The sequence below is a fragment of the Actinoalloteichus sp. GBA129-24 genome (genome assembly GCF_001941645.1).
In the GTDB taxonomy this organism is placed as follows: Bacteria; Actinomycetota; Actinomycetes; order Mycobacteriales; family Pseudonocardiaceae; genus Actinoalloteichus_A; species Actinoalloteichus_A fjordicus.
Map to the genome: position 1 here is coordinate 4,967,446 of NZ_CP016077.1, position 23,418 is coordinate 4,990,863.

The 23,418-nt window shown below is 73.1% G+C and carries 20 protein-coding genes; 1 reads left to right on the top strand and 19 read right to left on the bottom strand.

Going from position 1 to position 23,418, the window contains the following annotated elements; translation table 11 throughout:
* Positions 1-145: 145 nt before the first annotated feature.
* Positions 146-967, top strand: coding sequence for a dienelactone hydrolase family protein (locus UA75_RS21225; RefSeq protein ID WP_198043152.1), 822 nt, complete (start codon positions 146-148; stop codon positions 965-967).
* Positions 968-1,206: 239 nt separating this feature from the next.
* On the opposite strand, the gene UA75_RS21230 is transcribed toward UA75_RS21225, so the two are convergent.
* The 19 genes from UA75_RS21230 to UA75_RS21325 form a co-directional block, all read right to left on the bottom strand.
* Positions 1,207-2,064, bottom strand: coding sequence for a sugar phosphate isomerase/epimerase family protein (locus tag UA75_RS21230; RefSeq protein WP_075741757.1), 858 nt, complete (start codon positions 2,062-2,064; stop codon positions 1,207-1,209).
* 677 nt (positions 2,065-2,741) lie between these two features.
* Positions 2,742-3,929 (bottom strand): substrate-binding domain-containing protein, encoded by a 1,188-nt coding sequence (locus tag UA75_RS21240; RefSeq protein WP_083683423.1) that lies wholly within the window; start codon positions 3,927-3,929, stop codon positions 2,742-2,744.
* Entirely contained in the window at positions 3,926-4,942 is a 1,017-nt protein-coding gene (locus tag UA75_RS21245; RefSeq protein ID WP_075741759.1) for an ABC transporter permease, read from the bottom strand. Before UA75_RS21245 ends, UA75_RS21240 begins: the two co-directional genes overlap by 4 nt.
* Positions 4,939-5,973, bottom strand: coding sequence for an ABC transporter permease (locus tag UA75_RS21250; protein WP_075741760.1), 1,035 nt, complete (start codon positions 5,971-5,973; stop codon positions 4,939-4,941). Before UA75_RS21250 ends, UA75_RS21245 begins: the two co-directional genes overlap by 4 nt.
* Positions 5,970-7,457 carry a sugar ABC transporter ATP-binding protein gene (locus tag UA75_RS21255; protein WP_075741761.1) on the bottom strand — a complete coding sequence of 496 codons (1,488 nt, stop codon included), beginning with the start codon at positions 7,455-7,457 and terminating at the stop codon, positions 5,970-5,972. Before UA75_RS21255 ends, UA75_RS21250 begins: the two co-directional genes overlap by 4 nt.
* Before the next feature lie 592 nt (positions 7,458-8,049).
* Positions 8,050-9,513 carry an NADase-type glycan-binding domain-containing protein gene (locus UA75_RS33285; RefSeq protein WP_157434344.1) on the bottom strand — a complete coding sequence of 488 codons (1,464 nt, stop codon included), beginning with the start codon at positions 9,511-9,513 and terminating at the stop codon, positions 8,050-8,052.
* A 6-nt stretch (positions 9,514-9,519) separates the two neighbouring features.
* Positions 9,520-10,257: a phage tail protein gene (locus tag UA75_RS21270; RefSeq protein ID WP_075741764.1), complete on the bottom strand. Its 738-nt coding sequence runs from the start codon at positions 10,255-10,257 to the stop codon at positions 9,520-9,522.
* On the bottom strand, positions 10,254-12,242 hold the full coding sequence (locus tag UA75_RS21275; RefSeq protein WP_075741765.1) for a putative baseplate assembly protein: 1,989 nt from the start codon (positions 12,240-12,242) through the stop codon (positions 10,254-10,256). Before UA75_RS21275 ends, UA75_RS21270 begins: the two co-directional genes overlap by 4 nt.
* Entirely contained in the window at positions 12,242-12,697 is a 456-nt protein-coding gene (locus UA75_RS21280) for a GPW/gp25 family protein (protein ID WP_075741766.1), read from the bottom strand. The genes UA75_RS21275 and UA75_RS21280 overlap by 1 nt, the downstream gene beginning before the upstream one ends.
* A complete protein-coding gene (locus tag UA75_RS21285; RefSeq protein WP_075741767.1) occupies positions 12,694-13,056 on the bottom strand; it encodes a PAAR domain-containing protein in 363 nt (120 codons plus the stop codon). The genes UA75_RS21280 and UA75_RS21285 overlap by 4 nt, the downstream gene beginning before the upstream one ends.
* 293 nt (positions 13,057-13,349) lie before the next feature.
* Positions 13,350-15,122 carry a VgrG-related protein gene (locus UA75_RS21290; protein ID WP_075741768.1) on the bottom strand — a complete coding sequence of 591 codons (1,773 nt, stop codon included), beginning with the start codon at positions 15,120-15,122 and terminating at the stop codon, positions 13,350-13,352.
* The gene (locus UA75_RS21295) at positions 15,122-15,853 is read right to left on the bottom strand and encodes a LysM peptidoglycan-binding domain-containing protein (protein ID WP_075741769.1); all 732 of its coding nucleotides are present in this window, start codon (positions 15,851-15,853) and stop codon (positions 15,122-15,124) included. Before UA75_RS21295 ends, UA75_RS21290 begins: the two co-directional genes overlap by 1 nt.
* Before the next feature lie 23 nt (positions 15,854-15,876).
* A complete protein-coding gene (locus UA75_RS21300; RefSeq protein WP_075744043.1) occupies positions 15,877-16,302 on the bottom strand; it encodes a phage tail protein in 426 nt (141 codons plus the stop codon).
* A 253-nt stretch (positions 16,303-16,555) separates the two neighbouring features.
* Complete coding sequence (locus UA75_RS21305) at positions 16,556-20,062, bottom strand: hypothetical protein (RefSeq protein ID WP_075741770.1); 3,507 nt, start codon at positions 20,060-20,062, stop codon at positions 16,556-16,558.
* Between the two features lie 6 nt (positions 20,063-20,068).
* Positions 20,069-20,227: a DUF6760 family protein gene (locus tag UA75_RS34055; protein WP_198042800.1), complete on the bottom strand. Its 159-nt coding sequence runs from the start codon at positions 20,225-20,227 to the stop codon at positions 20,069-20,071.
* The gene (locus UA75_RS21310) at positions 20,224-20,700 is read right to left on the bottom strand and encodes a hypothetical protein (RefSeq protein WP_075741771.1); all 477 of its coding nucleotides are present in this window, start codon (positions 20,698-20,700) and stop codon (positions 20,224-20,226) included. The genes UA75_RS34055 and UA75_RS21310 overlap by 4 nt, the downstream gene beginning before the upstream one ends.
* Positions 20,697-21,137, bottom strand: coding sequence for a phage tail protein (locus UA75_RS21315; RefSeq protein ID WP_075741772.1), 441 nt, complete (start codon positions 21,135-21,137; stop codon positions 20,697-20,699). The genes UA75_RS21310 and UA75_RS21315 overlap by 4 nt, the downstream gene beginning before the upstream one ends.
* Before the next feature lie 44 nt (positions 21,138-21,181).
* Positions 21,182-22,693, bottom strand: coding sequence for a phage tail sheath family protein (locus UA75_RS21320; protein WP_075741773.1), 1,512 nt, complete (start codon positions 22,691-22,693; stop codon positions 21,182-21,184).
* A gap of 210 nt (positions 22,694-22,903) precedes the next feature.
* A complete protein-coding gene (locus UA75_RS21325) occupies positions 22,904-23,323 on the bottom strand; it encodes a hypothetical protein (RefSeq protein ID WP_157434345.1) in 420 nt (139 codons plus the stop codon).
* Positions 23,324-23,418 lie beyond the last annotated feature (95 nt).

A 23,418-nucleotide genomic window follows, 5' to 3' on the forward strand; every position in this document is an offset into this window, starting at 1 on the left:
GTCGACCGTGCGCACTCCCGGCGGTTCCGCTTTCGATGAACAGGAGTACAACGACGTGCAGTCATCGAGCATCACCTCCCGCAGCGGCCGGTCCGCCCGCCGCACGACCCGATCGCGGCTGGCCGGACTGGTCACGGCGCTGACCATGGTCGCCACCGGCCTGGCGGTCGCGCCCGCCGCCTCGGCCCAGCAGAATCCGCACGAGCGGGGTCCCGCCCCCACCGAGAGCAGCATCGAGGCGGTGCGCGGCCCGTTCGCGGTCGCCGACACCCGCGTTTCCTCGCTGGTGTCCGGCTTCGGCGGCGGCACCATCTACTACCCGACCGACACCAGCCAGGGCACCTTCGGCGCCATCGCGATCTCGCCCGGCTACACCGGGACGCAGTCCACGATGGCCTGGCTCGGCCCGAGGATCGCCTCGCAGGGCTTCGTGGTCTTCACCATCGACACGATCACGACCCTCGACCAGCCCGACAGCCGGGGCAGACAGCTCCTGGCCGCGCTGGACTATCTCGTCGAGGACAGCAGCGTCCGAAGCAGGATCGACCCGAACCGGCTCGGCGTGATGGGCCACTCGATGGGCGGCGGCGGAAGTCTTTCTGCGGCGCAGAACCGGCCCGCGTTGCAGGCCGCCATCCCGCTGACCGGCTGGCATCTCTCGAAGAACTGGTCGCGGGTCACGGTGCCGACGCTGATCGTCGGCGCCGAGAACGACTCCGTCGCCTCGGTGCGGACGCACTCGATCCCGTTCTACGAGAGCCTGCCGTCCTCATTGGACAAGGCCTACCTGGAGTTGGACGGCGCGTCGCACTTCGCCCCGAACGTCTCCAACACGACGATCGCGAAGTACAGCATCTCGTGGCTCAAGCGCTTCATCGACGACGACACCCGCTACGAGCAGTTCCTCTGCCCCGCACCCGACGACCGGGAGATCTCGGAATACCGGGACACCTGTCCGCACTCGTAGGGCGGCGGTCGCGCGCTGCACCGATCCGGCACGCGCGACGCGAGAGGCCTCGCCGCCGACGGCGGTCGCCACCAGGCGGCCGCCGTCGGCGTCTGCGCGGTTCCGCGGCAACGACCGGTCGTCCGGGACGGAGACCCGGCCCTGCCGCGAAGTCGGTCCGGCGGCGGACGGACCCGGCGGACCGGGTTCGGTGTCCGCCGGGAACGCAGGCAGGCCGCCGAGAGGCAGGCAGGCCCCGGTCAGCTCGACTGGGCCGACCGCAGGAAGGCGAGCCCGTCGACGGCGATGGCGTCCTGTGTCTCGGCCAGCGGACGCCAGACCGAGGCGGCCACCGCGATGGCGTCGTTGTGCGCGGTGAAGGACTCGATGCACAGGGTGCCGCGATATCCCGCCGTCCGCAGCGCGCCGAGGAAGGCCTGCCAGTCCAGGTGATCGGTCCCCGGCGTGCCCCGGTCGTTCGCGCACACCTGGACGTGCGCGATGCGTTCGCCCGCCGCCAGGATCGGCGTGACGAGGTCGTGTTCCTCGATGTTGAGGTGGTAGGTGTCCAGCATGAGCCCGACCGAGGCCGAGGGCAGCCCGTCCACGGCGGTCATGGCCTGCTCGACGGTGTTGATCACGCTGGTCTCGTAGCGGTTGAGCGGTTCCACGGCCAGCCGCACGCCGCGCTCGCCCGCATAGTCGGCGACGGGGGCGAGGTTCTCGCGGAACTGCCGGAACACCGAGTCCCGCTCGGCGGAGTCCATCCGCCAGGCGCGACCGACCTCGGCGTACATCGGCCCGCCCACCACCCGACTGCCCAGCCGCACCGCCACGTCGACGCAGTGCCGCAGATAGTCCTGGGTGGCGGCGATCTGCTCGTCGGGCGCGGCGACGAGGTTGCGGCCCGCCGAGGTCACGACGCACACGCTCGCTGCGGCCAGCCCGTGTTCGGCGAGCAGCTCGGCGGTCCGACCCACGTCGATGTCGTCACGCTGTTCGACCGGCAGCTCCACCGCGTCGAATCCCCAGGCCGCGATCCGGGGCACCAGTCTCGTGAGCGCCGCATCGCTCAGCGGCGACTCCCAGACCCAGGTGTTCACTCCGATCGGGAACATCGATCTCCTTCACTCACGACGTCGGTCGCGGCAGCCCTGCGCCCGCCCTCGGCGCCGCGACGTCCACCCGCTGTCGCGGGCGTCGACGAGGGCGCGGGATGCGGGCGGTACGAACGGGGTCGGGCAGGACGGCCGCGGATGGTCTTCCTCGGGGCGAGCGGGCCGGACGTGATGGCGGCAGCGGTCACGTCCGGCCTTTCATCGGCGCACGGCGGTCCGACACACGGGAGCCGGGCCGGGGCACCGCCTACGGCAGCGCACCGGCCGGGCAGGCCCGCGGTCGGCTGGTCGGTCGAAGGAATTCAGCCGGTCCGGCCTGCTCGGCCGAGCGGCGATCGTCGACGGCCAAGACGGCCGCCGGATCGGCCCGAGCGAGCGGGTCAGTCCGGGCAGCGGTCGTCCCCCAGCAGCACCTCACCCCCAGGACGGCGATCACGGCGCGTCGCCCGCCGACGCCGACAGCGGTCGGACTCGGACGGTTCGCGTGCGCACGTGGTCACAGGCGGCGTGACGACGATCGGCGAACCGGCGACGCGGTCTGAGAGCCTGTCTTTAATCCCCACTTTCCTGTTGCGCGGGGCCAGGGGGATCAAAAACAGACTCTGAGCGTCGGCGCTACAGCGGGAGTGGTCGCCACGGCGGCGGTGGGCGACCACTCCCGCTCCCGCGCCCCTACGTCAGCCTCCCCACTCCTCGGGGAAGCCGGGCAGGTCCTCGCACCCGCAGAGGGCGTAATGCTGTGGCGGCATGCCCTCCTGCAGGTAGGAGTCCAGGTTGTCCTCGGTCACGACCGGCTGCGGCAGCCGCCATTCCCGAGGAACCTCCTCGCCGTTCAAGATCCGCAGGGCGGCGATCACGGGCGTCCGCCACTGGAAGGTCGGGTAGCCGGGTGCGATCGCGGTCAGGTCCTTGTCCTGCCAGGCCTGGAGGAAGTCCTGCTGGTCCTCGCCGACGATCGGCGGGATCTCCATCCCGGCGTCCTCGAAGGCCTCGGTGACGGCGACCGACGTGGCGCCCGCGTCCATCCACACCCCGTCCAGGCCGCCCGTGCGCTGGATGTAGTCGGAGACGATGTTCTTCGCCGTGGCCGGGTCGTCCTCGGTGAACTGGACGCCGACGATCTCCAGGTCGCTGTCCTCGAAGACGCGCTCGGCGGCGGCCCACCGATGCTCCAGCACGTCCACGCCGGGTGCGATCCGCAACGCCAGCACCGAACCGCCGGGCTCGACCTCGTCCCGCAGGAACTCCGCGCCCGCCGCACCGTAGGCGTAGCCGCCGATGGGGCTGATGAAGGTGACCGGGCAGTCCGTCTCCACTCCCCGGTCGAAGACGATGACCGGGACCTCGCCGCAGGCGGCCTCCACCGCAGGGGTCAGCGTGGCGGTGGTGTTCGGCGAGACGATGAGCGCGTCGCAGTCCTGGGCGGCCAGCGAGCCGATGTCGGAGATCTGCTTGTCATCCTGGCCCTGGCCGTCGAGAGCGGTGAAGTTCTCGATCTCCGGGTGCAGGGCGACCTCGGCCTGCATGGTGCGCCAGCCGACCGCGCGCCAGGAGTTGAACAGTCCGGCGTTGGAGAAGCACAGGTTGTGCGGGCCGTCCTGCTGATACTCGCTGGTGTCGATCATCTCCGGATCGATCATCTGTTCCCAGGGCCGGTCGTCGGGGCCCTCGGGAGTGGCCTCGCGCAGCGCCATCTGGGCCTCGTAGTCGGACTGGACGAAGAACTCCGACTCACCGGCCGCGTCGGCTCCCGTGGTCTCCGTGCCCAGATCGGTGTCGGCGGGCACCTCGCTGGTGCACGCGCCGAGCACGAGCAGGGTCGACACCGACATGATCGTCAGGGTCGACCGGATTCTGGCTCTCATCGCCTCTCCTTCGTCGAGTTGGGAACGCGTCGACGCCGCGACCACGAGACCGCCCCGAGGGCGACGGCGGCGATGACGATGACGCCCTGCACGGTGGACTCCAGTGCACCGGAGACGCCGAGCATGGTGAGCAGGGTGAAGAGGGTCTGGAGGGACAGCGCCCCCGCCATCGCGGCCACCACGGAGCCTCGGCCGCCGCCGAGGGCGACGCCGCCGAGGACCACGGCAGTGATGGCCTCGAACTCCATGCCGTTGCCCGCCTGCGCCGAGATGCCGGTGAAGCCGCCGACGAGCACGGCGGCCATCGCCGCCGCGAGTCCGGACAGGACGAATGCCGACACCCGCAGCCGGTGCACCCGAACGCCGGACAGCGCGGCGGCGGCGTCGTTGTCGCCGGTGGCGACCAGGGTCCGGCCGGTGTCGGAGCGCATGAACAGCACGGCGGCCACCGCGATGACCACCAGCACGACCACCGCCCACGGGAGCCAGGGCAGGCCGGGCACCATCCCTCGGCCGAGGGTGCGGTACCCCTCGGACAGATAGCCGCGCGGGGCGCCCTGGGTCCAGAAGAACACCGCGCCCTGGAGGATCAGCATCATCCCGAGCGTGGTGATGAACGAGGGCACCGCGAGCACCGTGGACACCAGGCCGTTGAGGAGTCCGACGACCATGCCCGCGACGAGCAGGATCAGGACCGCCACCGGCCACGGCATGTCGGGGACGATGTTGAACAGCTCGGCGGCGACGACCACGCCCACCGTGACGATCGAGCCCACCGAGAGGTCGAAGCCGCCGGAGACCATGACGAAGTACTGACCGGCCGCCAGGATGATCAGCGGGGCGGCCCGGCGGATGAAGGCCAGCAGTCGATCCGGTTCGTAGAACCCGATGTCGACGAAGGCGAGCACGATCAGCAGCACGCCGAGCAGGACGAACACCGGGGTGCTCGCCGACAGGGCGGCGGGCAGGCGGAGTCCGGCCCGCCGCGCCTCGGGGGCGACGGTGTCACTCATCCCGACCTCCGTTGGTCCTGCTGCCTGCGGCGGGCGACGCTCTGCCTGGCGTAGAGGGCCACCGCAGCGATGATCACCACGCCCCGGACGACGTTCTTGAAGAAGGGATCGACGCCGAGCTGGTCGAAGACGTTGTCCAGGACCGAGAGGATCAGGACGCCGCCGATGGTGCCGATCACCCCGCCTCGCCCGCCCGCGAGCAGACTGCCGCCGAGCACCACGGCGGCGATCGACACGAGGTCGTACTGGCCGTCGGTGCCCGCCAGCGGCGCCCCCGCGCCGAGCCTGCTCGCCAGGAAGACCCCGGCCAGGCCCGCGCACAGGGAGCACAGCACGTGCGCGGCGATCACCGTGCGATCGGTGCGGACGCCGGAGAGCCTGGCGACCTCGCGGTCGCCGCCGACCGCGTAGATGTGATGTCCGAGGCTGGTACGCCGCAGCACGAACCAGGTGAGCGTCGCGACGGCGGCGACGAGGAAGACCGACACCGGCAGCGGCCCGATCCGGTCGTAGCCCAGCCGCTGGAACTCGGTGGGCACGTCGCCTGCGGGCCCGGTGTAGGTGTTCTCCAGATAGCCCCGCAGGATCAGTGCCACGCCCAGGGTGGCGATGAAGGCGTTGACCTTGAGCTTCGTGACGATCAGCCCGTTGCCCAGGCCGACCAGGCCCGCCAGCAGCAGGGCGGCGGCGACGCCCGCGACGATGCCCGCCGCCTCCATCACCTGCGCGGTGATCAGGGTGACGAGGCTGATCAGGTAGGCCACCGAGAGATCGAGGGAACCCGCGAGGATCGCGTAGGTCTGACCGATCGCGACCAGGCCCAGCGCGGCGGAGTTCTGCAGGATGGTCACCGTGTTGGCGACGGTGACGAAGTCCCCGCCCCGCATGCCGACGATGATCCAGCCGATCAGGTAGACCGCCACGAGTGCGAGGTAGACCAGCACGACCGGATCGGCGAGGCCCGCCCGCGATCTGGCCGGGGCGACCCTCGATAACGGCGGCGGAGCGGTCGTGCCGCTCAGGGGCGTCATGCGGCGCTCTCCGCGCCGGTGCTCAGTCTCATGATCTCTTCCTCACCGACGCCCGGAGGCAGCTCGCCCGCGACGGCGCCGTCTCTGAGCACCACGATCCGATCGCTCATCCCGATGAGTTCCGGCAGTTCCGAGGACACCATCAACACCGCCATGCCCTGTCGGGCCAGGTCTCGGACGAGTTCGTGAATGGCGGCCTTCGCGCCGACGTCCACGCCTCGGGTCGGCTCGTCCAGCACGAGGACCCCCGGGCGGACGGCGAGCCACTTGGCGAGCACCACCTTCTGCTGGTTCCCGCCGGAGAGCAGCCGGACCTCCTGGCCGCTGCCGCGCGCGCCGATCCGCAGGTCGTCCAACAGCTCGGTGACGTCCACGGTCCCGGCCCGGCGGCGGCCGGTGAACACTCCGCGCACCACCAGCAGCGCGTTGTCCCGAATGGACTGGCGCAGGGCCAGGCCCTCGGCCTTGCGGTCCTCGGTGACCAGGCCGATGCCCGCGCGGATCGCGGCGCGTGGCGAGGCCGGTCGCAGCGGCGCATCGTCCAGGGTCATCTCGCCCCTGGTGAAGGGGTCCGCCCCGAAGACGGCGTGTGCCAGGGAGCTGCGGCCGGAGCCCTGCAGTCCGGCGACGCCGACGATCTCGCCCGCACGAACCGCCAGGTCGATGTCGCGCAGCCGGGCGTTGCCCGCGCCGCGCAGTCGCAGTCGCACGGGGCCGAGGTCGGCGGGCTCCGCCCGATCCGGGTAGTAGTCGCCGAGTTCGCGACCGACCATCAGCCGGATCAGGTCGTCGGCGGTGACCTCGTCGGTGGGTCGGCAGGCGGTTCGTCGGCCGTCCTTGAGCACCGTCACGCGGTCGGAGAGGTCGAAGATCTCCCGCATCCGGTGGGAGATGTAGAGGATTCCGATGCCGCGTTCGATCAACCGTCGAACTAACGAGTACAGCAGTTCGACCTCGTGATCGGCCAGCGCGGCGGTGGGCTCGTCCATCACCACGATGCGTGCGTCACCCGCCAGGGCCTTGACGATCTCGACGACCTGCTGCTGGGCGACGGAGAGCCTGCGCACCGGTGTGTGCGGGTCGATGGACATCTCGCCGATGTCGGCGAGCAGCGCGGCGGTCCGGTCCGCCATCGCCCGGCGATCGACGACGCCCGTGATCCTGCCGAGCAGGCCGCCGCGCCTCGGTTCGCGGCCGAGGAAGACGTTCTCGGCGACGGTGCGATCCGCCAGGAGCGTCAACTCCTGGTAGATGATGGCGACGCCCGCGGCCTGCGCCTCGACGGGGTGGGCGAAGGAGACCTGTTCGCCGTCGATGCGGACGGTGCCCGCCTCCGGTTCGTGCACCCCGGCGAGCACCTTCATCAGGGTGGACTTGCCCGCCCCGTTCTCACCGACGACGGCGTGCACCTCGCCCGCGCGGAGCTCCAGGTCCACTTCGGTCAGCACGGGGACGCCGACGAAGCTCTTCGAGATTCCTCTCATCTCCAACAGGCACGGCGACTGGTCCCCCACGCTGCCCTCCGATACGCCGATGTAATTCAGGTCACTGTATGGACTTTCGCCCACTTTGACCAGAAGGTTGTTTGGCCGGAATGAAAGTTGTCCGACTTGAGACAAGTCCGGTACGTACCGTAACGATCACCCTGCCCGACGGACACCACCGTTCGCCGGGTCGTCGACACGCCGTCCGGCGCGACGAGACCCCGGCGTGGCGCGTGCCGTCGGCCAGTCGCCGCAACCGGCGCGGGGCATCGGTCGCGCGGGTTCGGGACGGCCGTTCGCCGTTGCCTGCATCACCGATGCCCTGCGCCGCAGGCGATCCGGCTCGAGCTCGGTGGTCCGATCCGGTAGGCACGGCAGGGCGGATCGTCCGGGCCTCGGGCCGATCACGGCCGGGCCGTCCGGCGGTCGGGGACTCGCCTCGCTCGACCGCGGCGGGGGACGTCGCGAGCGCGCGACGGCCTGCCGCGCCGGAGCCGTTGGGCTACGAGGCGAACGCCGCAGGCAGCGGGCCCGAGACAACCGGGAACACCCTCGGCGACCCCGAACCCGTGCCACCGCCGAGCCGAGCCGATCAGCGTCGGGCGAACAGCTCGATCTCCCCGAGGGCGACCGGGTCACCGTCCGTCGCGCCGTGGGCGCCGCGCACCGTGACGCGCACGCGCTCGACGTCGCTGATCCCCGTCCTGGTCTCCTGTGGACCAGGCCGGTCCGCGAGCGTGACGTCGACGGTCTCGGTCTCGCCGGTCGAGCTGATCGCGGTGATCTCCAGTTCGGCCGCCCTGGCCTGGCAGGCGAAGTCCGCAGGCTCGGCCGAGCAGCCGGTGTGCGCGATGACGGCCAGCAGCCGGACCGGACCGTCCAGCGTCAGCTCGACGGAGTCGCCTACCCGCGCCGACCAGAACTGGTTGCTGACCCCGTCGGCGACAGCGGACGGGGGATGCTCGGCGTCCGCCCCCGCCGAGCCGGCCACGCTCACCACGACCACGGGGAAGGGGGTGGCCAGCCGGTCTCGGACGTCGTCGACCGCCGCCCGCCCGAGCGGATACAGCAGGACGCCGCCGATGATCAGGGCGGCGACCACCAGCAGCAACAGGGCGATCCGGCCGAACGGCGCGCCGTCGGCACGGCGGCCCCGCCAGGGCAGCCGCAGCCAGGACCACCGCGAGCCCCGCCGCGCCTCGGGCGCCGGGGTCAGCGGCAGAGCGCAGCGCCGACAGAAGCTTCTGGTGGGCGGGTTCGCCGTGCCGCAGCGCGGGCACGGCTCGCCGTCGAACTCCTCCTCCGTTCGTGGCGTGTCGGCGGGCAGCGGTCGGCGCGGCACCGCTCGGCCGGGCTGCACCGGCGCGGGCTGGATCGACTCCGGCGCCGGGCGGGACGCCCCGGCCGCTCGCCTGGTCGGCTTCGGCGCCGTGGAGTCCGAGGCCGTGGCGTCCGAGACAGTGGCGTCCGGAGCCAGGAGGCCGGGCGCCACCGGGCCCGGCGCTGCGGGGGCCTGCCCGATGGGATTCGGTGCTGCGGGATTCGCTGCACCGGACTTCGGCGCGGCGCGTTCCGGCGCGGCGCGTTCCCGCACAGCAGGGTCCGGCACAGCAGGCCCCGGCACAGCAGGCCCCGGCCCCGGCCCGCCGGGTTCCGGCGGTGCGCCGCCGGGCATTCCGATCGGCGGCGCCTGCGTCCCGGGCCGGGCGGTGGTGTCGGTCGGATCGGACGGCGGCACGTCGGCGAGCCCGGCCCCCGACGGTGCAGGCTCCGACGGCCCGGAAACGGACGGCGGCCGATCGGATCGAGCCGGGTCCGCCGCCAGCCGCCGGAACAGTCCGGGTCGCGCCGGGTCCGCTGGGGCCGAGCCCGCCGCCCCCGGATCGGAAGGCGGGACCTCGGGTGCCGCCGTCGGCGTCGAGGCGGCACCGGGCTCGGGCTGCCCGGCGGTCCGATCCGCTGCGGCCGGGGTGTCCCAGGCCAGGTAGGCGCCGCAGGCGACGCAGAACGTCTCCTCGGGTCCGTTGAGGACCCCGCATTGCGGGCAGGCACGCACTCCCGATCACCCCTCGTCCGGTCGCGGTCCGCCGACCGGCGGGCCTGCCCGATCCGGCGATCCCGGCCGCCCGCTCGGCTCGACGCCTCGATCACCGGCCGGACCGGCGGGCACCGTCCCGACGGCCGCACCGCCGCCCGGCCCGACGGCCGCACCATCACTCGGCCCATCACTCGGCCCGCCGCCCGGGCCCCCACCGGTAGGCGGCGGAACGACCCGCACGGTGCAGACCAGGTGCGCGGGCCGGACGGACTCCACCATCGAGCGCACGCGGTCCACCGGTACCTCGCCCCCGTCGGGCCGCCACACACTGATCAGCACGCGATGTCCTCCGGTACCCGGCAGTGCCGCGCCCGTGGTCGTCGACCAGGCGGCCCCGCCGCCGTCGGCGATGTCGGCGCGGACGCCGAGCAGCAGCCACAGTCGCTCGGCCAGTCCCCGACCGGTGCCGCGACTGCCGTGCAGCGCGACCGCCCTGGCGACCACGGCACGCCGCAGCGGCTCCGGCCAGCTCGGCTCGATCTCCACCGCCAGCCACGAGGCGAGCCAGTCCAGGAAGTCCGGCGGAGCCAGCTCGGGGTCGAAGTAGGCGGGCAGGTTGTCCAGCACGGCGAGCACCGGCGCGAGCACCGAGTCCAGCCCCTGCGTGAGTCGCTGCGCGAGATCGTCGTCGGCGTACATCGCGGGGAGCAGGTCGCCGAGTCGATGGCGGGACGCGAGGCCGGGCAGGGCCCGGCGGCTCACCGGGCACCGCCGCTGCGGTGGACCACCGTGACCTGATGCTCATAGCTGAAGACCAGCGCACCCTCGTCGAGGTCGATGCGGTCCACCGGCGTGCCGCGACGGCCGGTGATCGGGTCGGCGGGCAGCAGCCGCACGTCCTCCACCAGGTTCACGCCGGGCACCCGTTGCAGGACCGAGAAGACCTCCCCGAACTGCACCGGCCTGCCGAAGGGCCAGCCCGTCCCGTCCGGGCCGCCGCGCAACGGGTCGAGATGCCGATGCAGGGCACGCAGCGCGGCGCGACTCACCTCCTGGACGTCCTCGGCGAGGCTGACCAGCCTGGCGACGACGGTGAGGCCCTGGTACCTCGGCGGTTCGACGATCAGCCGGGTGCCCAGCAGCCTGCGCTCGTCGAGCCGCCGGGTGATCACGGCCAGCAGGGCGGGCGCGGGGACGAGCTGTTCGAAGCGCAGCCGGTCGTCCTCGTCCGCGACGGCGTCGGGCACCACGAGGACGCGAACGCCGCCGAGGTCGGCGGCGGCCGATGCGGGCGCCGACTCGTGATCCGGATCGCCCGCGGACAGGCAGCGCACTCGCGCGGTGGGGGCGGCGAGGCGGGCGATCTGCTCGAAGTCGGCGGCGGTCACCGCCCGGTCCTGGGTACGCAGCTGGTTAGGGGCGCGCAGCCGTGCCTCGGCGACCGTCTCGCCGTCGACGCCGCCCGCCGCGGCCGCCCGGTTGACCACCGAGGCGATGTAGGGCACCGAACTGCGCAGCACCGTCAAGGCGCCCGCCGCGAGGTTGCCCGCCCGGCCGCCGCCCGTGCGATAGCGCGGCACCCGGATCGGAGCGCCTTTGGGCGGCACGGCACCGAACTGGCGCAGGCTGCCGTCGGGCTCCCGGACGGCGGGCGGGAAGGTGAACTCGCCGGTGGTCGCGTCGAGCACGACATGCCGGTCCGTCGGCGAGGAGCGGCCGAAGTGCTCCACGACCGTCCAGTCCTGCCAGTCCCGACCGTCGTGGACCTGCACGATCACGGGATCGGCGTCCAGCAGCACCGGCACCTGATCGAGGCGGAAGCGTTGGCCCGCAATGCCTTCCGACCGACCGAGGAGGACGTCGGTGACGAGCTCGGCGTGCTCGGCGGTCCCGGTGCCGCCGATGGTGACTGCCTCGGCCGAGTGCACCGTGGGCGACTCGGCGTAGAACGGCTGGCCCGGCGCGGGCTCGGTGACCCGGCAGCGCAGCCACCCCGCTCGCACGCCCGCCACCACCGAGCGGCGGTGGCTCGTCGGCACGTGCAGCACCACCTCGCCGGGTCGGTTCAGGCCGCCGGTCGTGTCGTGGTCCACCTCGCACTCGGCCCAGTCCGCGCCGTCCCACGCCTCCCAGATCAGCGGCGGCTGCCGGGGATCGACGCCGACGCCCTCCACCCGGCTGTCCAGACCCACCGCGACCGCGCAGCCGGGCACGGCGTTGGACAGCCCCAGCAGCATCGTGTCGCCGACGGCAGGCGCGGGCTGGAAACAGCGGACGTCCCGCCCGGCGGTCAGCTCCGGGGTGTGGTCGACGGGTTCCGCCCCCACCGCGCGGGTAACCAGCCGGTCCAGTGCGCAGGGCACGATCGCGAGGTCGGCGACGGTGGCGAAGAGCATCGCCTCCTCGGTCTCGGTGCGCACGGTGGCGACCTCGGTGCCCGCCCGCAGCGCGACGACGTCCGGCTGTGGCGCCGAGAGCCAGAAGGTGATCTCGGCGCGGGCCGGGGCGGGCGGGAACAGCGTGATGCCCAGCAGGTCCAGGAACGCCAGGTAGTTCTTCTCCGGCACCCGGTTGAGCCGGTAGACGAGCTGGTCGACCATGTGGGCGAAGGTCTCGATGAGGGTCACGCCGGGGTCGGAGACGTTGTGATCCGTCCACTCGGGACAACGCTGCTGGACGTAGCGCTTGGCCTCGTCGACGAGCTGTTGGAAGCCCCGGTCGTCCAGGTTCGGTGCGGGCAGGGCCATCAGTCGCCGCCTTCCGCTCGGTCGGAGCCGGTCAGTCGGCCGGGGTCGCCGTCACCCGCCTCCCCGGCGGGGATGACGTAGAACGGGAACACCAGGTTGCGGCGGTCGTTGGTGCTCCGGATCCGATAGCGAATGTCGATGTAGAGGGTGCCGTCCTCCACCGCGTCGAAGGCCACCACGACCTCGCCGACCTCGATGCGCGGCTCCCACCGCTCCAACGCGGCGCGGACGTCGAAGGCGATCCGGCCCGCCGTGGCACCGTCGGCGGGCGCGAAGACGTGGTCGTGGATGCCGCAGCCGAACTCCGGGCGCATCGGCCGCTCGCCGGGCGCGGTTCCCAGGATCAGCCGGACGGCCTCCTCGATCTCCTGTTCCCGCTCCACCATGCCGATCCCGCCCGTCGGCCCGATCCGCAGCGGGAAGCCCCAGCCCCGTCCGATGAATCGGTCACTCATCGCGCACCGCCGAAGAAGACGTCGGGTGAGCCGCCCGCCACCGAGGCCTTGCAGGTCGTCTGATCGCCGACGCGCGCGGCGGGAACTCCCGAGATCAGCACCGGGCCGAGGAGCGCGCCCGGCGCGGGCAGCACCACGTTGCCCGGCCCGAGCGCCGCGTGCGGGGGCGGCGTCGTGCAGACGTTCAGGCTGCCCACGACGGCGGCGGGTCGACCGTTGATCAGGACCGTCGGCAGGCCCGCCCTCGGCGCGGGCGCCAGCGTCCCGGTCTTCACCGGGGGCGGCGCGGGCACGCCGGGAACCGACGGCGGCACGGGCAGATGCGAGGTCGGATCGCCGATCCGAGCGGCTGCTGGCATCGCGCTGACTCCTTGGCCGGTGGGTCGAGGCGGGCGGAACGGGCGGACGTGGGCGGATGCCTGCGCACGGCGGACCGCAGGCCGGTGGCGGGCTGCTGCGGGGACGGCCGGACGCGACGCCGGGCCTGCGGCGAGGGGACCGATGCTGAGCAGGCCGCCGACGCGAGATCGGACCCGGCGACGACCGCCCCGTCGGAGACGGCCGGGCAACGCGGCGACGACGGGGCGCCCGGCAGGACTCGGCGTGGAGGCCGACCGGCGACACGGCGCCTCGGACTCCCGGTCGTATCCGCTCAATTGAGCCGCACCACCCGTCCGTTGATTACGGCCTCGGTGCCGCCGTCCATCCGCAGGCCAGCGGTGGCGTCGATCGAGACCCGGCGTCCCTTCATGGCGAGGTCGCCCCGGCCCGCGTCGAGGGTGATGCCCTGACCGGACACGGTGACCTCGCCCTTGGCCTCGATGCTGACCGTTCCGTTGCTGTGCACGGTGATCTGGGTCTGCTGCTGGTCGAGATGCACCTCCAGCCGTCCGTCGCCGGTCCGCAGCCGGACCCCGCGCGGGCCGCCGGTCTTGTCCAGCAGCTCCAGCCGGTTGCCGCCGCGCGACACGAGGGACCGTCGATCGACGGTGCCTCGGGTGCCGTCGACCAGGGGCACGTCGTGGCGGGCGGGCAGGTCGACGCCGTTGTAGAGGGTGCCCAGCACGTAGGGCCGGTCCAGGCAGCCCTGCTCGAAGCCCACCAGGACCTCGTCGTCGACCTCGGGACTGCACACCCCGCCGCCGCCGAGCTGCGCGGTGCGGACCCAGTCGGTGACGTAGTCGTCGGACAGCCACGGAAGCCGCAGCCGGACCTCGCCGCGCCCCCGGCCGCCGGGCTCCTTGGTGTCGGTGACGATGCCGACGGCCAGGCCGTTGATCCGCTCGCCGCGCGCCGGGGCGTTGGCCCCGGTGACCAGGCCCGCGAGCGAGCGATCCGAGGAGGCGCTGACGACGACGGTGGTGCGGTAGCCCCCGCCGGGTTCCAGGACGTGCTGAGCGGCGGTGACGGTGAACCGACCGGAGAACGCCGGGCCGACGTTGCCCAGGGCGACCGGGACGCCCGCGCGCAGCCTCGGGTTGCCCAGCACCACCGCCTCCAGCTCGCCGAATCCCGCGCTCGCCGAGGCGGCCAGCGCGCGGACCGCCGCGCCGGTCTCGGCCTGGGTGCGATACGGGGTGTCGGTGACCAGCAGCCGGGGCGACCCGCCGAAGGCCGCACTCGCCGTCGCCGGACTCAGCCCCGGCAGGACGGTGTCACTGGTGACGGCGGCGGCACGGCCGACGAGCGCGGTCTTGGTCTTGACGTCCCAGCCTCGGACCTCGACCCCGGTGACCTGATCGGCGCTGGTGACGGCGGCACGCAGCGCCACGAGGTTGCGGCCGTACTCCAGCACCAGCGGGTCCCGCAGCGAGGACGTGGTGGGCGACGGAGCGCGAGCAGCCGGATCGAGCCGGACGAACTCCAGCCGCTCCTCGTCGTCCATGGTGACCATCGCGCCGTGCTCCCGCGCGAGATCCTGGAGGAAGTCCCAGTCGGAGACGCCAGCCTGGCTGAGGTGCGGATAGGTGATCGAGTCGGCCTGGATGCGGCCGACTCGCAGGCCCGCGCCCCTGGCGACCTTGCGGATGATGTCGCTCGCGGTCATGTTGCGGAAGGCGACGACCTTGCGGCCTCGGAACAGCCGGTGCACTCGGCTGGTGGCGCGGACGACGGTGAACGAGCCCGTCTCGTCGCTGTCCAGTTCCAGTGCGGTGACCTCGCCCGCGAACAGGGTCGTGCGACCCCGGTCCCGCACGGTGCTGACCGAGACGGTCAACCGGGTGCCGATGGTGATGCCGGTCTTGACCAGCAGTTCGTGGTCGGGGTCGCGATAGGACAGTTCGGCGGTGTCGGGCAGATTGACGCTCTCGTCCACCACGCAGCGCACCAGCTGAGCAGCCCAGGCGGGCGGCAGCTCGTCGGGCGCCGCGATGATCGGGTCGGCGGCGAAGGAGCGGCCGGAGGTCTCCTCACTCGTCCCCATCAGGCCGCGCTCCCGTCGCCCGTGCGCGGGCCTTCGTCGTAGGCGGGCAGCAGCAGCTCGGTGCCGGGCGGCAGGACCATCGGATCGTCGATCTCGTTGGCGGCGGCGATGACCCGCCAGATCGTCGCGTCGCCGTACTCGCGCCAGGCCAGCAGCGGAAGGCTGTCGCCCGCGACGACGGTGTGGGTCCGGCGGGCCGCCTCGCCGCCGGAGGTGGGGTTCTGGCCGGGAGTCTCGCCTGCCGCCTCCTCGATGCTCAGCGAGCAGGTGGCGCGCAGCGGAGTGCCGTCGACGTCGAACAACGAGTACTCGACGGAGAAGCCGGTGAGCACCCCGTCGAAGGTGGTGGTGCGGGCGGTGCCCCACTCGAAGCGCACCCACGGGCTGGCGGGCTTCCTGCTGCCGAGGCTCTTGGGGGTGGGGACGCAGGCCAGCATCAGCTTCTCCACCCGGTCCTCCACCGACTTGTCATGGGTGGCGGTGGCGTCCATGAACACCGCCACGGAGAGGCTGCGCGGGCCGCTGCCGACGAACTCGGGCAGCGCCGACTCCCCCGCCATCCGCGAGGGCGTCCGCCGCCATTCCGTGCTCTTGGTCAGCGAGAGCCGATTCGGGTTGAACTGGAACGGAACGCGGGCGATGGTGCCGCCTGGTCCGGCCCCCACCGAGGCGGGCGGCTCCATGATCAGCAGGACGGCGTGCACCAGGTTCACCCCTGGCGTCGACGACATGGCGGGTCCTCTCCTCCCCTCGATCAGCTCGCCAGCAGGCCCTGGTGCGCGATCTCCAGGGTCTCGACGGCCGGTTGCGAGGTCGACGGATCGAACGACGGCCCCGCCCAGCGGACCGGGATCGCGCCCTGGACCTGCCAGCGGGCGATGGGAGTGCGATCCGGGCGCAGCGCGACGATCTCGCCGTTCTTGGGCACCACGCGGCGCACCAGATCCGTGATCCAGCGGGTCACCTTTGTCGTGTCGGCGGTGACCGGCCTGCTCAGCGTGATGTTGGACCAGGTGATCCTGGTCGGCAGCTGCCAGGTGTAGCCGTTGTTGCCGCCCTCGGCGAACTGCTCCACCTCGACCTGTGCGCCCAGCCCGGAGCAGGTGTGGAAGGCCCCGAGGTCGTTGCCGCCGATGCTGAGGCGGAAGAAGACGCTGGTGGCGAAGATGCGGTCCGTCATCGGATGCCTCTCTGCGGTGTCGACCGTCTCGGCCGGAGCGCTCGGCTGCGGCCGAGACGATGTCGGCCTCGGTGGCCGGGGCGGGCGGCGCCGTCGGCGTGGGGCGGAGGTGGCGGTGGCGAGGTCGGGGTGCCGTGGTGGCAGGTCGGTGGTGGCGAGGTCGGGGTGCCCGTGGTGGGGGTCGGCGGTGGGCGTTGCGGTCGTCACGGGTCGGCGGCTGCGGGTCGGCGGTCGGCGGGTGGTCAGCGGGTGGTCAACGTCGGCGGTCGTGCAGGCGGCCGATGCGTTCTCGGCCGTGGCGGAGTTCGGCACGCAGCAGCCGGCTCACCGGGTCGAGCAGTCGGCGCGCCAGGTCGTCGAGTTCGGCGCCGGAGCGGGCGGCGGAGCCGCCACCGGGACCTGAGGCCATGCCGAGCCCCGAGGCCACGCCGGTGCCCGACGCCGCTCCGGTGCCCGCGAGGCCCGGCGGGGCCGCCGGTCGCCGGTCGTCGGCGACGTCGGGCCCGACGTCGGGCCCGACGTGGCGCGCGAGCTGCGGGCTCCGCGACACGGTGATCGGCACGCCGGGGATCGGCACTGGCTGCGGGGGCGGCAAGCCTGCAGGCACGGCGCGGGCGCGCGCCACCGGAGCCGCCGGGCCCGACTGGTCGGCAGGCGGGGCGGGGAGGACCACCGCAGGACGAGACACGGTCGTGCCGTCCACGGCACGAGTCTCGACCGGTGCGGTGCGGAGGGCCTGCGGCGCCGCGCCTGCGCGAGCGGCGGAGACGGTCGCGGCGGCCTGCGCCGAAGGCCGGGCCCACGCCTCGGAACGCCGCTGGAGGATCGAGCCCGGTCGACCCGGCGAGACCGGCGAGACCCGCGAGATCGGGGCCTGGGAGATCGGGGCCTGCCGAGTGAGCGGCGGCGTGCCTGCTCGCGCAGACCCGGCAGCGCCGCTCGCGTCGGGCGGCTTCGTGCCCTTCACGGCGGGCGGTTTCGCGCCCCGCTCAGCGGAAAAACCTGCACCGCCTGCGGTGGAAGAACCTGCGCCGCTCGCGGCGTTGGAGTCTGCACCGCTCGCGGCGAACGCATCTGCTCCGCGCGCGGCAATAGAGTCTGCACCGCTCGCGGTGGTCGCCCCCGCGCCCTCCGCTCCGGGCCGGAGGTCACGAGCACCGGCCCGTCCGCGCCGAGCCGCCCTTCGTCTCTCGGCTGACGACGAGGAACGCCCCGAGGGGCGGGCGGGTGCGGGGTCTGCCGTCGCGTCCGCGACCGGATCGGCAGGCACCGCAGACTGAGCCGATCGCGTCCACCGCAGCGGAACCACCGGGGCGGGCGGCCTCGTCGCCGTCTCGTCCCCGCGTCCGTCGCCGGTCGGGCCCGCCACCGCGCGCTGCACCGCCGAGGGAACGGCGGGCCGCAACGGTCGATCGCCCAGGAGGCCGACCCGCCGGGTTCGGGAGACGGCGGGCCTGCCGAGTCGAGCAGCCTCTCCCGAGGCGGCGGAGGGCGGCGCCGCGCCGTGGTCGGGCGGCGCGGGCGGCAGCGTGGCCTGGCCGGCACTCGGCCCGCCGGGCCTGCGGCGACCGCCCGATTCTTCGCTGACGGCGGTCGGCCTCGGCTCGCCCGCCTGCCCGCCCGCAGCGCGGTCGGCCGCGGGGTGCGACGTCGAGGGGCCTGCGGCGGTGTGGAGCGGCAGACCTGCTGCGGTGCGCACGGCCGATCCGGTGGCGATCTCGCTTCGCTGGACGGGCTGGACCACCGGCAGCGACGCGGGCTCGGTTCCCGACTCGCGGCCGAGAGGCTCGGCGATCGGCTGCCCGGCGCCCGCTGCGCCGACGTCGGCACCGAGCAGCGACCGGTCTGTCTGCAAGGCCCCCGAAGCTCCGGAGGATCCCGAGTCGACAGTGGACGGATCAAGGGGAAGACGGTCGCTCACATCGCGGCGGCCGTCCGAGCGCCGAGGATCGGAGCCCGCAAGCCGGGCGGAAGCATCCGTGCCTGCAGTCTGCTCCGGCGTCGGGCCCTTCGATGATCCGCCGTCGGCCGGGACGGGCGCGAGCCCGGAACCCTCGCTGCCGGTCGGCGCGCCCCGTGCCGGGCCTCGACCGTGTCGAGCACCGTCCGAGGCCGAGCCGCCCGCCTCGGCCCCGGCACGCTGCACGATCGGGCCGGGGCCGTCGCGGTCCGGCGGGCTCGCGGCGGACCGGTCCTCGCCACTCGGTCGTGGGTCGGGCTCTCGGCCCAGCAGCGCTGCGGTCGGCCCGTCGGCGGCAGACTCGATCCGCGGCGCAGGCGACCGGGGCGAGTCCTGGGTCTCGGCCTCGTGGGCAGCCGTCCCCGACGTCTCCTGCCGGGTCGGCCGTCGGTCGGCTCCCGACCCGAGCGGGGCGGCCTGTTCCGACGGCCCGGCGCTCGATGACGTCGGACCGGTGCGGCCGGGCTGCGGCAGCTCGGCGGCGTGCTCGACTCCGGACGGTCGCGGCCCGCGCTGATCCGCCGTGGCAGCCGGCCTGCCTGCCGAGGTCGGGCTCGACGTGACGGGCAGCGCCGAGGGCGGCAACGCGGTGAGCGGCGACCCGAGACCGACCCGCGAACGGGCAGGCGACGACGGAGCCGCGAACCGCCCGCGCACGGCGTCCGCTGCCGTCCCCGACGGTCCGAGGCGCCCCGAGGTCCGCTCGGCACGCTGCACCGCCGTCGGCGGATTCGACAACGGGGCACCCAGCCCCCGGCGCGTTCCGTCCGCCGGGCTCGCCGAGCGCGCCCGCACGACAGGCGTCGAGGGCAACGGGTCCGAGTCATCGGGCCGACCGCCGGCGCCGCCCGAGTCGGTCGGTGGGACGGGGGCCGACCCGGCGTTCGCGTCGGCAGCGGTCCTCGGACCACCATCGCGGCCGAGGGTCGGGGCCGCCGCCCGGTCGGGACGGCCTACCGCCGGCGGCTCCGCCGACCCGCGAGCCGCCGCGGCGGTCGAGGCCGAACGGACCGGGACGTCGACGGCAGGCAGGCTGCGCAGGGGCCGGATCGCCCGCGCGACGATCAACGACGGCCCGACCGGCCGGGCCCGGACCGGTTCGGCCGCGACCGCGGAGTCGTACCGCGCAACGGATGCAGCGTCGCTCGGTGAACCTACGGACACCGCAGGACCGGACACCCCAGGGTCGGACACCGCAGCGTCGGACACCGCAGGCCCGGCCGGCCGCCGGACGACGGCCCCGGCCGAAGGACCGGACTCCCCCGAGGTGGGCGCCCGCGACAAGAGCGGCGCCGAGCGAGCGGCTTCGGTCGCGTCCCGTGGCACGGTGGCAAGCCGCACCAGCGGCGGTCCCCCGGCGGTTCGCTCGGCCCCGCCCTCGGCGCGGTCCACCGGACGCAGCAGTCCGCCGATCAGCCCGGCGGGCGCCGCAGGCGAGACGAGATGACCGAGTTCGCCGCCGAGGCGGGGGTTCTGCCAGGCCGCGAGACCGGTCCGGAAGCGAATCCCGTCCGAGACGCCCGCCGGGGAGCGCTGGATCACGCCGGACAACGGGGCGAGCGCCCGCCAGCCGCCGTCCCAGGCCGCCGCCGAACCCGATTCCACCCCGGCCGGGCCCGCCGAGGCGAGATCGCCCGAATCAGCGCCGGAATCGGCGACGGAGCCGACGTCCGCCGCGAGTCCCCGAGCGGGCTCCCAGGTTCGGTTCGACGCCGCCCCGGTCTCGGCGGTCCCGCTCGACCGCCGACCGGCACCGTCGGCCCGCGCCCGGCTGCGCAGCAGCCTGCTCCACCACGCCACCCGGTCTCACCCGCTCTCGTTGATCCTGGTGTTGATCCGCGCGATCTCGTGCACCCAGCGCCGACGCTCGTGGTGTTCGAGATCGAGGATCTGAGCGCGCGACCAGTGGAAGTGGTAGGCGATGTACGCGACCTCCTCATGCAGGCGGTCGGCCGCGTACGTCACGATTCCCCCAGGCGGCCGCCCGCGAGGTCGACCTCGAAGCTCGTCGAGCAGGCGGGACAGGTCACGCCCGCCCTGGTGTGTCCCTCGCTGTTGATCCGGCGGTAGAAGTCCTGGAGGAAGGCGACGTCGGTGGCGTACATCTGCTCCACCACCCCGGCGTGGATGTCGGTGACCGTCCCCAGCTCGGTGATCACCAGGCTGAGCAGGACCACCCCGAGGTACGCGGGGTTCTCCTTGACCCGCAGGTCGGTCTGCGGGCGCAGTTCGTCGCGGGCGGTGGCCAGCCGCATCCGGCCGTGCCGGTGCAGGACGCCGTCGCCGTCGAGATAGCCGCGCGGCAGCTCGAACTCGAACTCGGTGCGCAGGCCGTCCCCCGCAGGGGTCCGAGGGACGGCCCGCGCGGGCTCCGGTTGTCGATCGGCGTCCTCGATCAGCTCGTCGAGGGCGCCGATGCCGACGGTTCGGCGTCTCATTGGACCTTGATCTCCTCGAACACGATGGTCACTCGTTCGGTGGCCGCCGCCGACTCGCCCGCCTTGAACGAGGGCCCCTCCCATTTGCTGGCCCAGCAGCCGAAGAGGTTGATCCGGCGAACCGTCTCCTTCTTCGTGTCCTTGATCTCGATGGTGAGCTCCTTGCGCGCCTCGTCGACCTGCCCCTCGTTGAGGGTGAGGTCGATCCACTTGGTGAAGGCGTCGCTCTTGTCCAGGCCCCGCGTGATGACGACCTCGCCGCTGCGGCGGGCGCCGGGCTGCTTGCGGATGACCTGGATGCCCTGCGTGGTCACGAAGTTGCTCTCGACGACGTCCTCTTCGACGGACAGCCCGCTGACCTCCTGGACCGACTCGACCTGGATGCCGCCCATCTCGAGGCCGAAGATGTGGGTGGAGAGTGAATCGCCTTGTGCCATCGGGACTCAGCCGCCTTTCTCATCGCCGAGGTGGGTCGCGGCGGTCATTCGTCGACCACGCTGGTGCTGTCGGAGAACTGGGCGAGCCGGAAGACGACGAACTCGGCAGGCTTGACCGGGGCCACGCCGATCTCACAGATCACCTGGCCGAGGTCGATGGACTCCTGCGGGTTGTTCTCCGCGTCGCACTTGACGTAGAAGGCCTGTTCCGCCGTGCGGCCGAACAGCGAGCCGCGCCGCCACTCCTCGGTGAGGAAGGCGGAGACGTTGCGTCGGATGCTGGCCCACAGCCGATCGTCGTTGGGTTCGAAGACCACCCACTGGGTGCCGAGCAGGATCGACTCCTCCAGGTAGTTGAAGAGCCGACGCACGTTGAGATAACGCCAGGCGGGGTCGGAGGACAACGTCCTGGCGCCCCAGATTCGGATGCCCCGGCCGGAGAACGCGCGGATGCAGTTCACCCCGATCGGATTGAGCAGGTCCTGCTCGCCCTTGCTCAGCGGGTTCTGGAGATCCACCGCGCCCCGGACGACCTCGTTGGCGGGCGCCTTGTGCACGCCGCGCTCGACGTCGCTGCGAGCCCACACCCCGGCGACGTGTCCGCCCGGCGGGACGGGGATGTTGCGCCCGCTCACCGGATCGAACACCCGGATCCACGGGTGGTAGAGCGTGGCGTGCCGGGAGTCGTAGCCCGCCTCGTCCTGTCGCCAGGTCCGCACCTGCTGTGCGGTCAGGTCGGGCGGGGCGTCCAGGACGGCCACCCGGTCGCCCATCTGCTCGCAGTGCGAGATCACCGCGAGCTGCACGGTCCGCACGCCCTCCGCGTCGACGAGGCCCCGGCGGTAGGCGCTCATCAGGTCGGGGACGGCGACCATGGTGATCTCGTCGACCGCCTCCAGACCGCCGAGGCCGGTGCGATCGCCCGCGTCTCCGACGTACTCCTGCGGCGACACCGTCGTGGGCGGGTCCTCGGCGGGCGGGAGCAGTGCGGCCTTCGTCCGCTCTGGACGCGCCAGCGTGCCGGCGGGCTCCACGACGCCGATCAACGCGGAGCGTTCCCTGACCTGGGCGACGACGTAGTTCTTGGTGTTCTTCTTCGTGGAGACGTCGAAGGTCTCGGCGATGCGCCCGCCCTGGCGCACCACGAGCTTGAACCGGTCGTCGGGCGGATTCTCCCCGTCGGCGTCGGCGATCTCGACCTCGATGTCGCCTGCCACGTCGGGCAACGCCTCGATGCGCAGGCCCGCCACCTCGGCGGCCGAGGTGCGCGGCGGTGCGGCGTCCCTGGACGGGACCCCGCCGACCCGCACGACGTAGGCGAGGCCGCCGCCGTTGGCGAAGTAGCCGTAGACGGCGTGCGCCAGATAGGCGCCGTCGACGAAGCCGCCGAAGTGCTGAACATACTGGTTCCACGAGGTCACCAGCGTGGGAGTGTGGAAGGCGCCCTTCTCGGCGAAACCGACGAAGGCGGCGACGGCGGTGCCCACTCCCTCGATCGGTCGAGATCCGCCCTGGACCTCCTCGACGTAGACGCCAGGGGAGAGGTACGTCGGCATGCTCGCTCCTTCGCCGTCCGTGACCGCGTGATCACTGATGAGCGTTCTCTCGCCTGACCGACCCTGCCAGGCCGCACACACCCGACACGGGGGCAGCACGGGTGCCCGAGTGGGCAGCGCGCCGCCCGGTGCCGGCCGTGTTCCGCCGCCGCCCCGGCGACTCCGGCTCGGTCGGTCAATTCATCGGGTTCCTCCTGCGCGCCGTCTTCATCACGACGAGGTCTTCCGGCCTGCCTGGCTGCAGGAATGGTGAGCGGCTGTACGTCGCTGAGCGCGGCGCCCGGACCGCCCCAGGTGGCGTGGAAGGACTCCGTGCTGCTGCCGACCGTGTAGACCCGTGGCCGCCCACTCTTCGAGGGTCACGCGATCGTTGCCGTCCACGCCCACCACGGCGGCCGCGTGGTACGGGAAGAAGTCGAAGGTGACCTCGTCCGCCATCTTGGTGCTGATGATGAGGAAGCCCTCGCCGAGGCCGGGGGCCGCCGCGTCGTCGCGCGGCCCGGCGAAACTCCGGGCTGCGTCGATGTTCTGTCGGTCCCCGGCGACCCCGGCACGGGTGGCCGATCGGCCGAACGGCAGGCGGCGCAGGCCTCGCCCACCCCGACCCGGTCCCCGGCCGACGATCACCACGGCCGCCCTCGCGTGGTCCCGGCGCCGCAGCCCGCCGCGCGTACGATGTGTGCTCGCCTGGGCAGCCGAGTGACGAGCGGGCAGCCCGCCGTGCC

Coding starts and splice junctions, on each gene's coding strand:
- UA75_RS21315 (WP_075741772.1), bottom strand. CDS start 21,137: ATGGCACAAGGCGATTCACTCTCCACCCACATCTTCGGCCTCGAGATG.
- UA75_RS21310 (WP_075741771.1), bottom strand. CDS start 20,700: ATGAGACGCCGAACCGTCGGCATCGGCGCCCTCGACGAGCTGATCGAG.
- UA75_RS21295 (WP_075741769.1), bottom strand. CDS start 15,853: ATGTCGTCGACGCCAGGGGTGAACCTGGTGCACGCCGTCCTGCTGATC.
- UA75_RS21320 (WP_075741773.1), bottom strand. CDS start 22,693: ATGCCGACGTACCTCTCCCCTGGCGTCTACGTCGAGGAGGTCCAGGGC.
- UA75_RS21275 (WP_075741765.1), bottom strand. CDS start 12,242: ATGGCCCTGCCCGCACCGAACCTGGACGACCGGGGCTTCCAACAGCTC.
- UA75_RS21300 (WP_075744043.1), bottom strand. CDS start 16,302: ATGACGGACCGCATCTTCGCCACCAGCGTCTTCTTCCGCCTCAGCATC.
- UA75_RS21250 (WP_075741760.1), bottom strand. CDS start 5,973: ATGACGCCCCTGAGCGGCACGACCGCTCCGCCGCCGTTATCGAGGGTC.
- UA75_RS21290 (WP_075741768.1), bottom strand. CDS start 15,122: ATGGGGACGAGTGAGGAGACCTCCGGCCGCTCCTTCGCCGCCGACCCG.
- UA75_RS21285 (WP_075741767.1), bottom strand. CDS start 13,056: ATGCCAGCAGCCGCTCGGATCGGCGATCCGACCTCGCATCTGCCCGTG.
- UA75_RS21245 (WP_075741759.1), bottom strand. CDS start 4,942: ATGAGTGACACCGTCGCCCCCGAGGCGCGGCGGGCCGGACTCCGCCTG.
- UA75_RS21240 (WP_083683423.1), bottom strand. CDS start 3,929: ATGAGAGCCAGAATCCGGTCGACCCTGACGATCATGTCGGTGTCGACC.
- UA75_RS21230 (WP_075741757.1), bottom strand. CDS start 2,064: ATGTTCCCGATCGGAGTGAACACCTGGGTCTGGGAGTCGCCGCTGAGC.
- UA75_RS21225 (WP_198043152.1), top strand. CDS start 146: ATGGTCGCCACCGGCCTGGCGGTCGCGCCCGCCGCCTCGGCCCAGCAG.
- UA75_RS21280 (WP_075741766.1), bottom strand. CDS start 12,697: ATGAGTGACCGATTCATCGGACGGGGCTGGGGCTTCCCGCTGCGGATC.
- UA75_RS21255 (WP_075741761.1), bottom strand. CDS start 7,457: ATGAGAGGAATCTCGAAGAGCTTCGTCGGCGTCCCCGTGCTGACCGAA.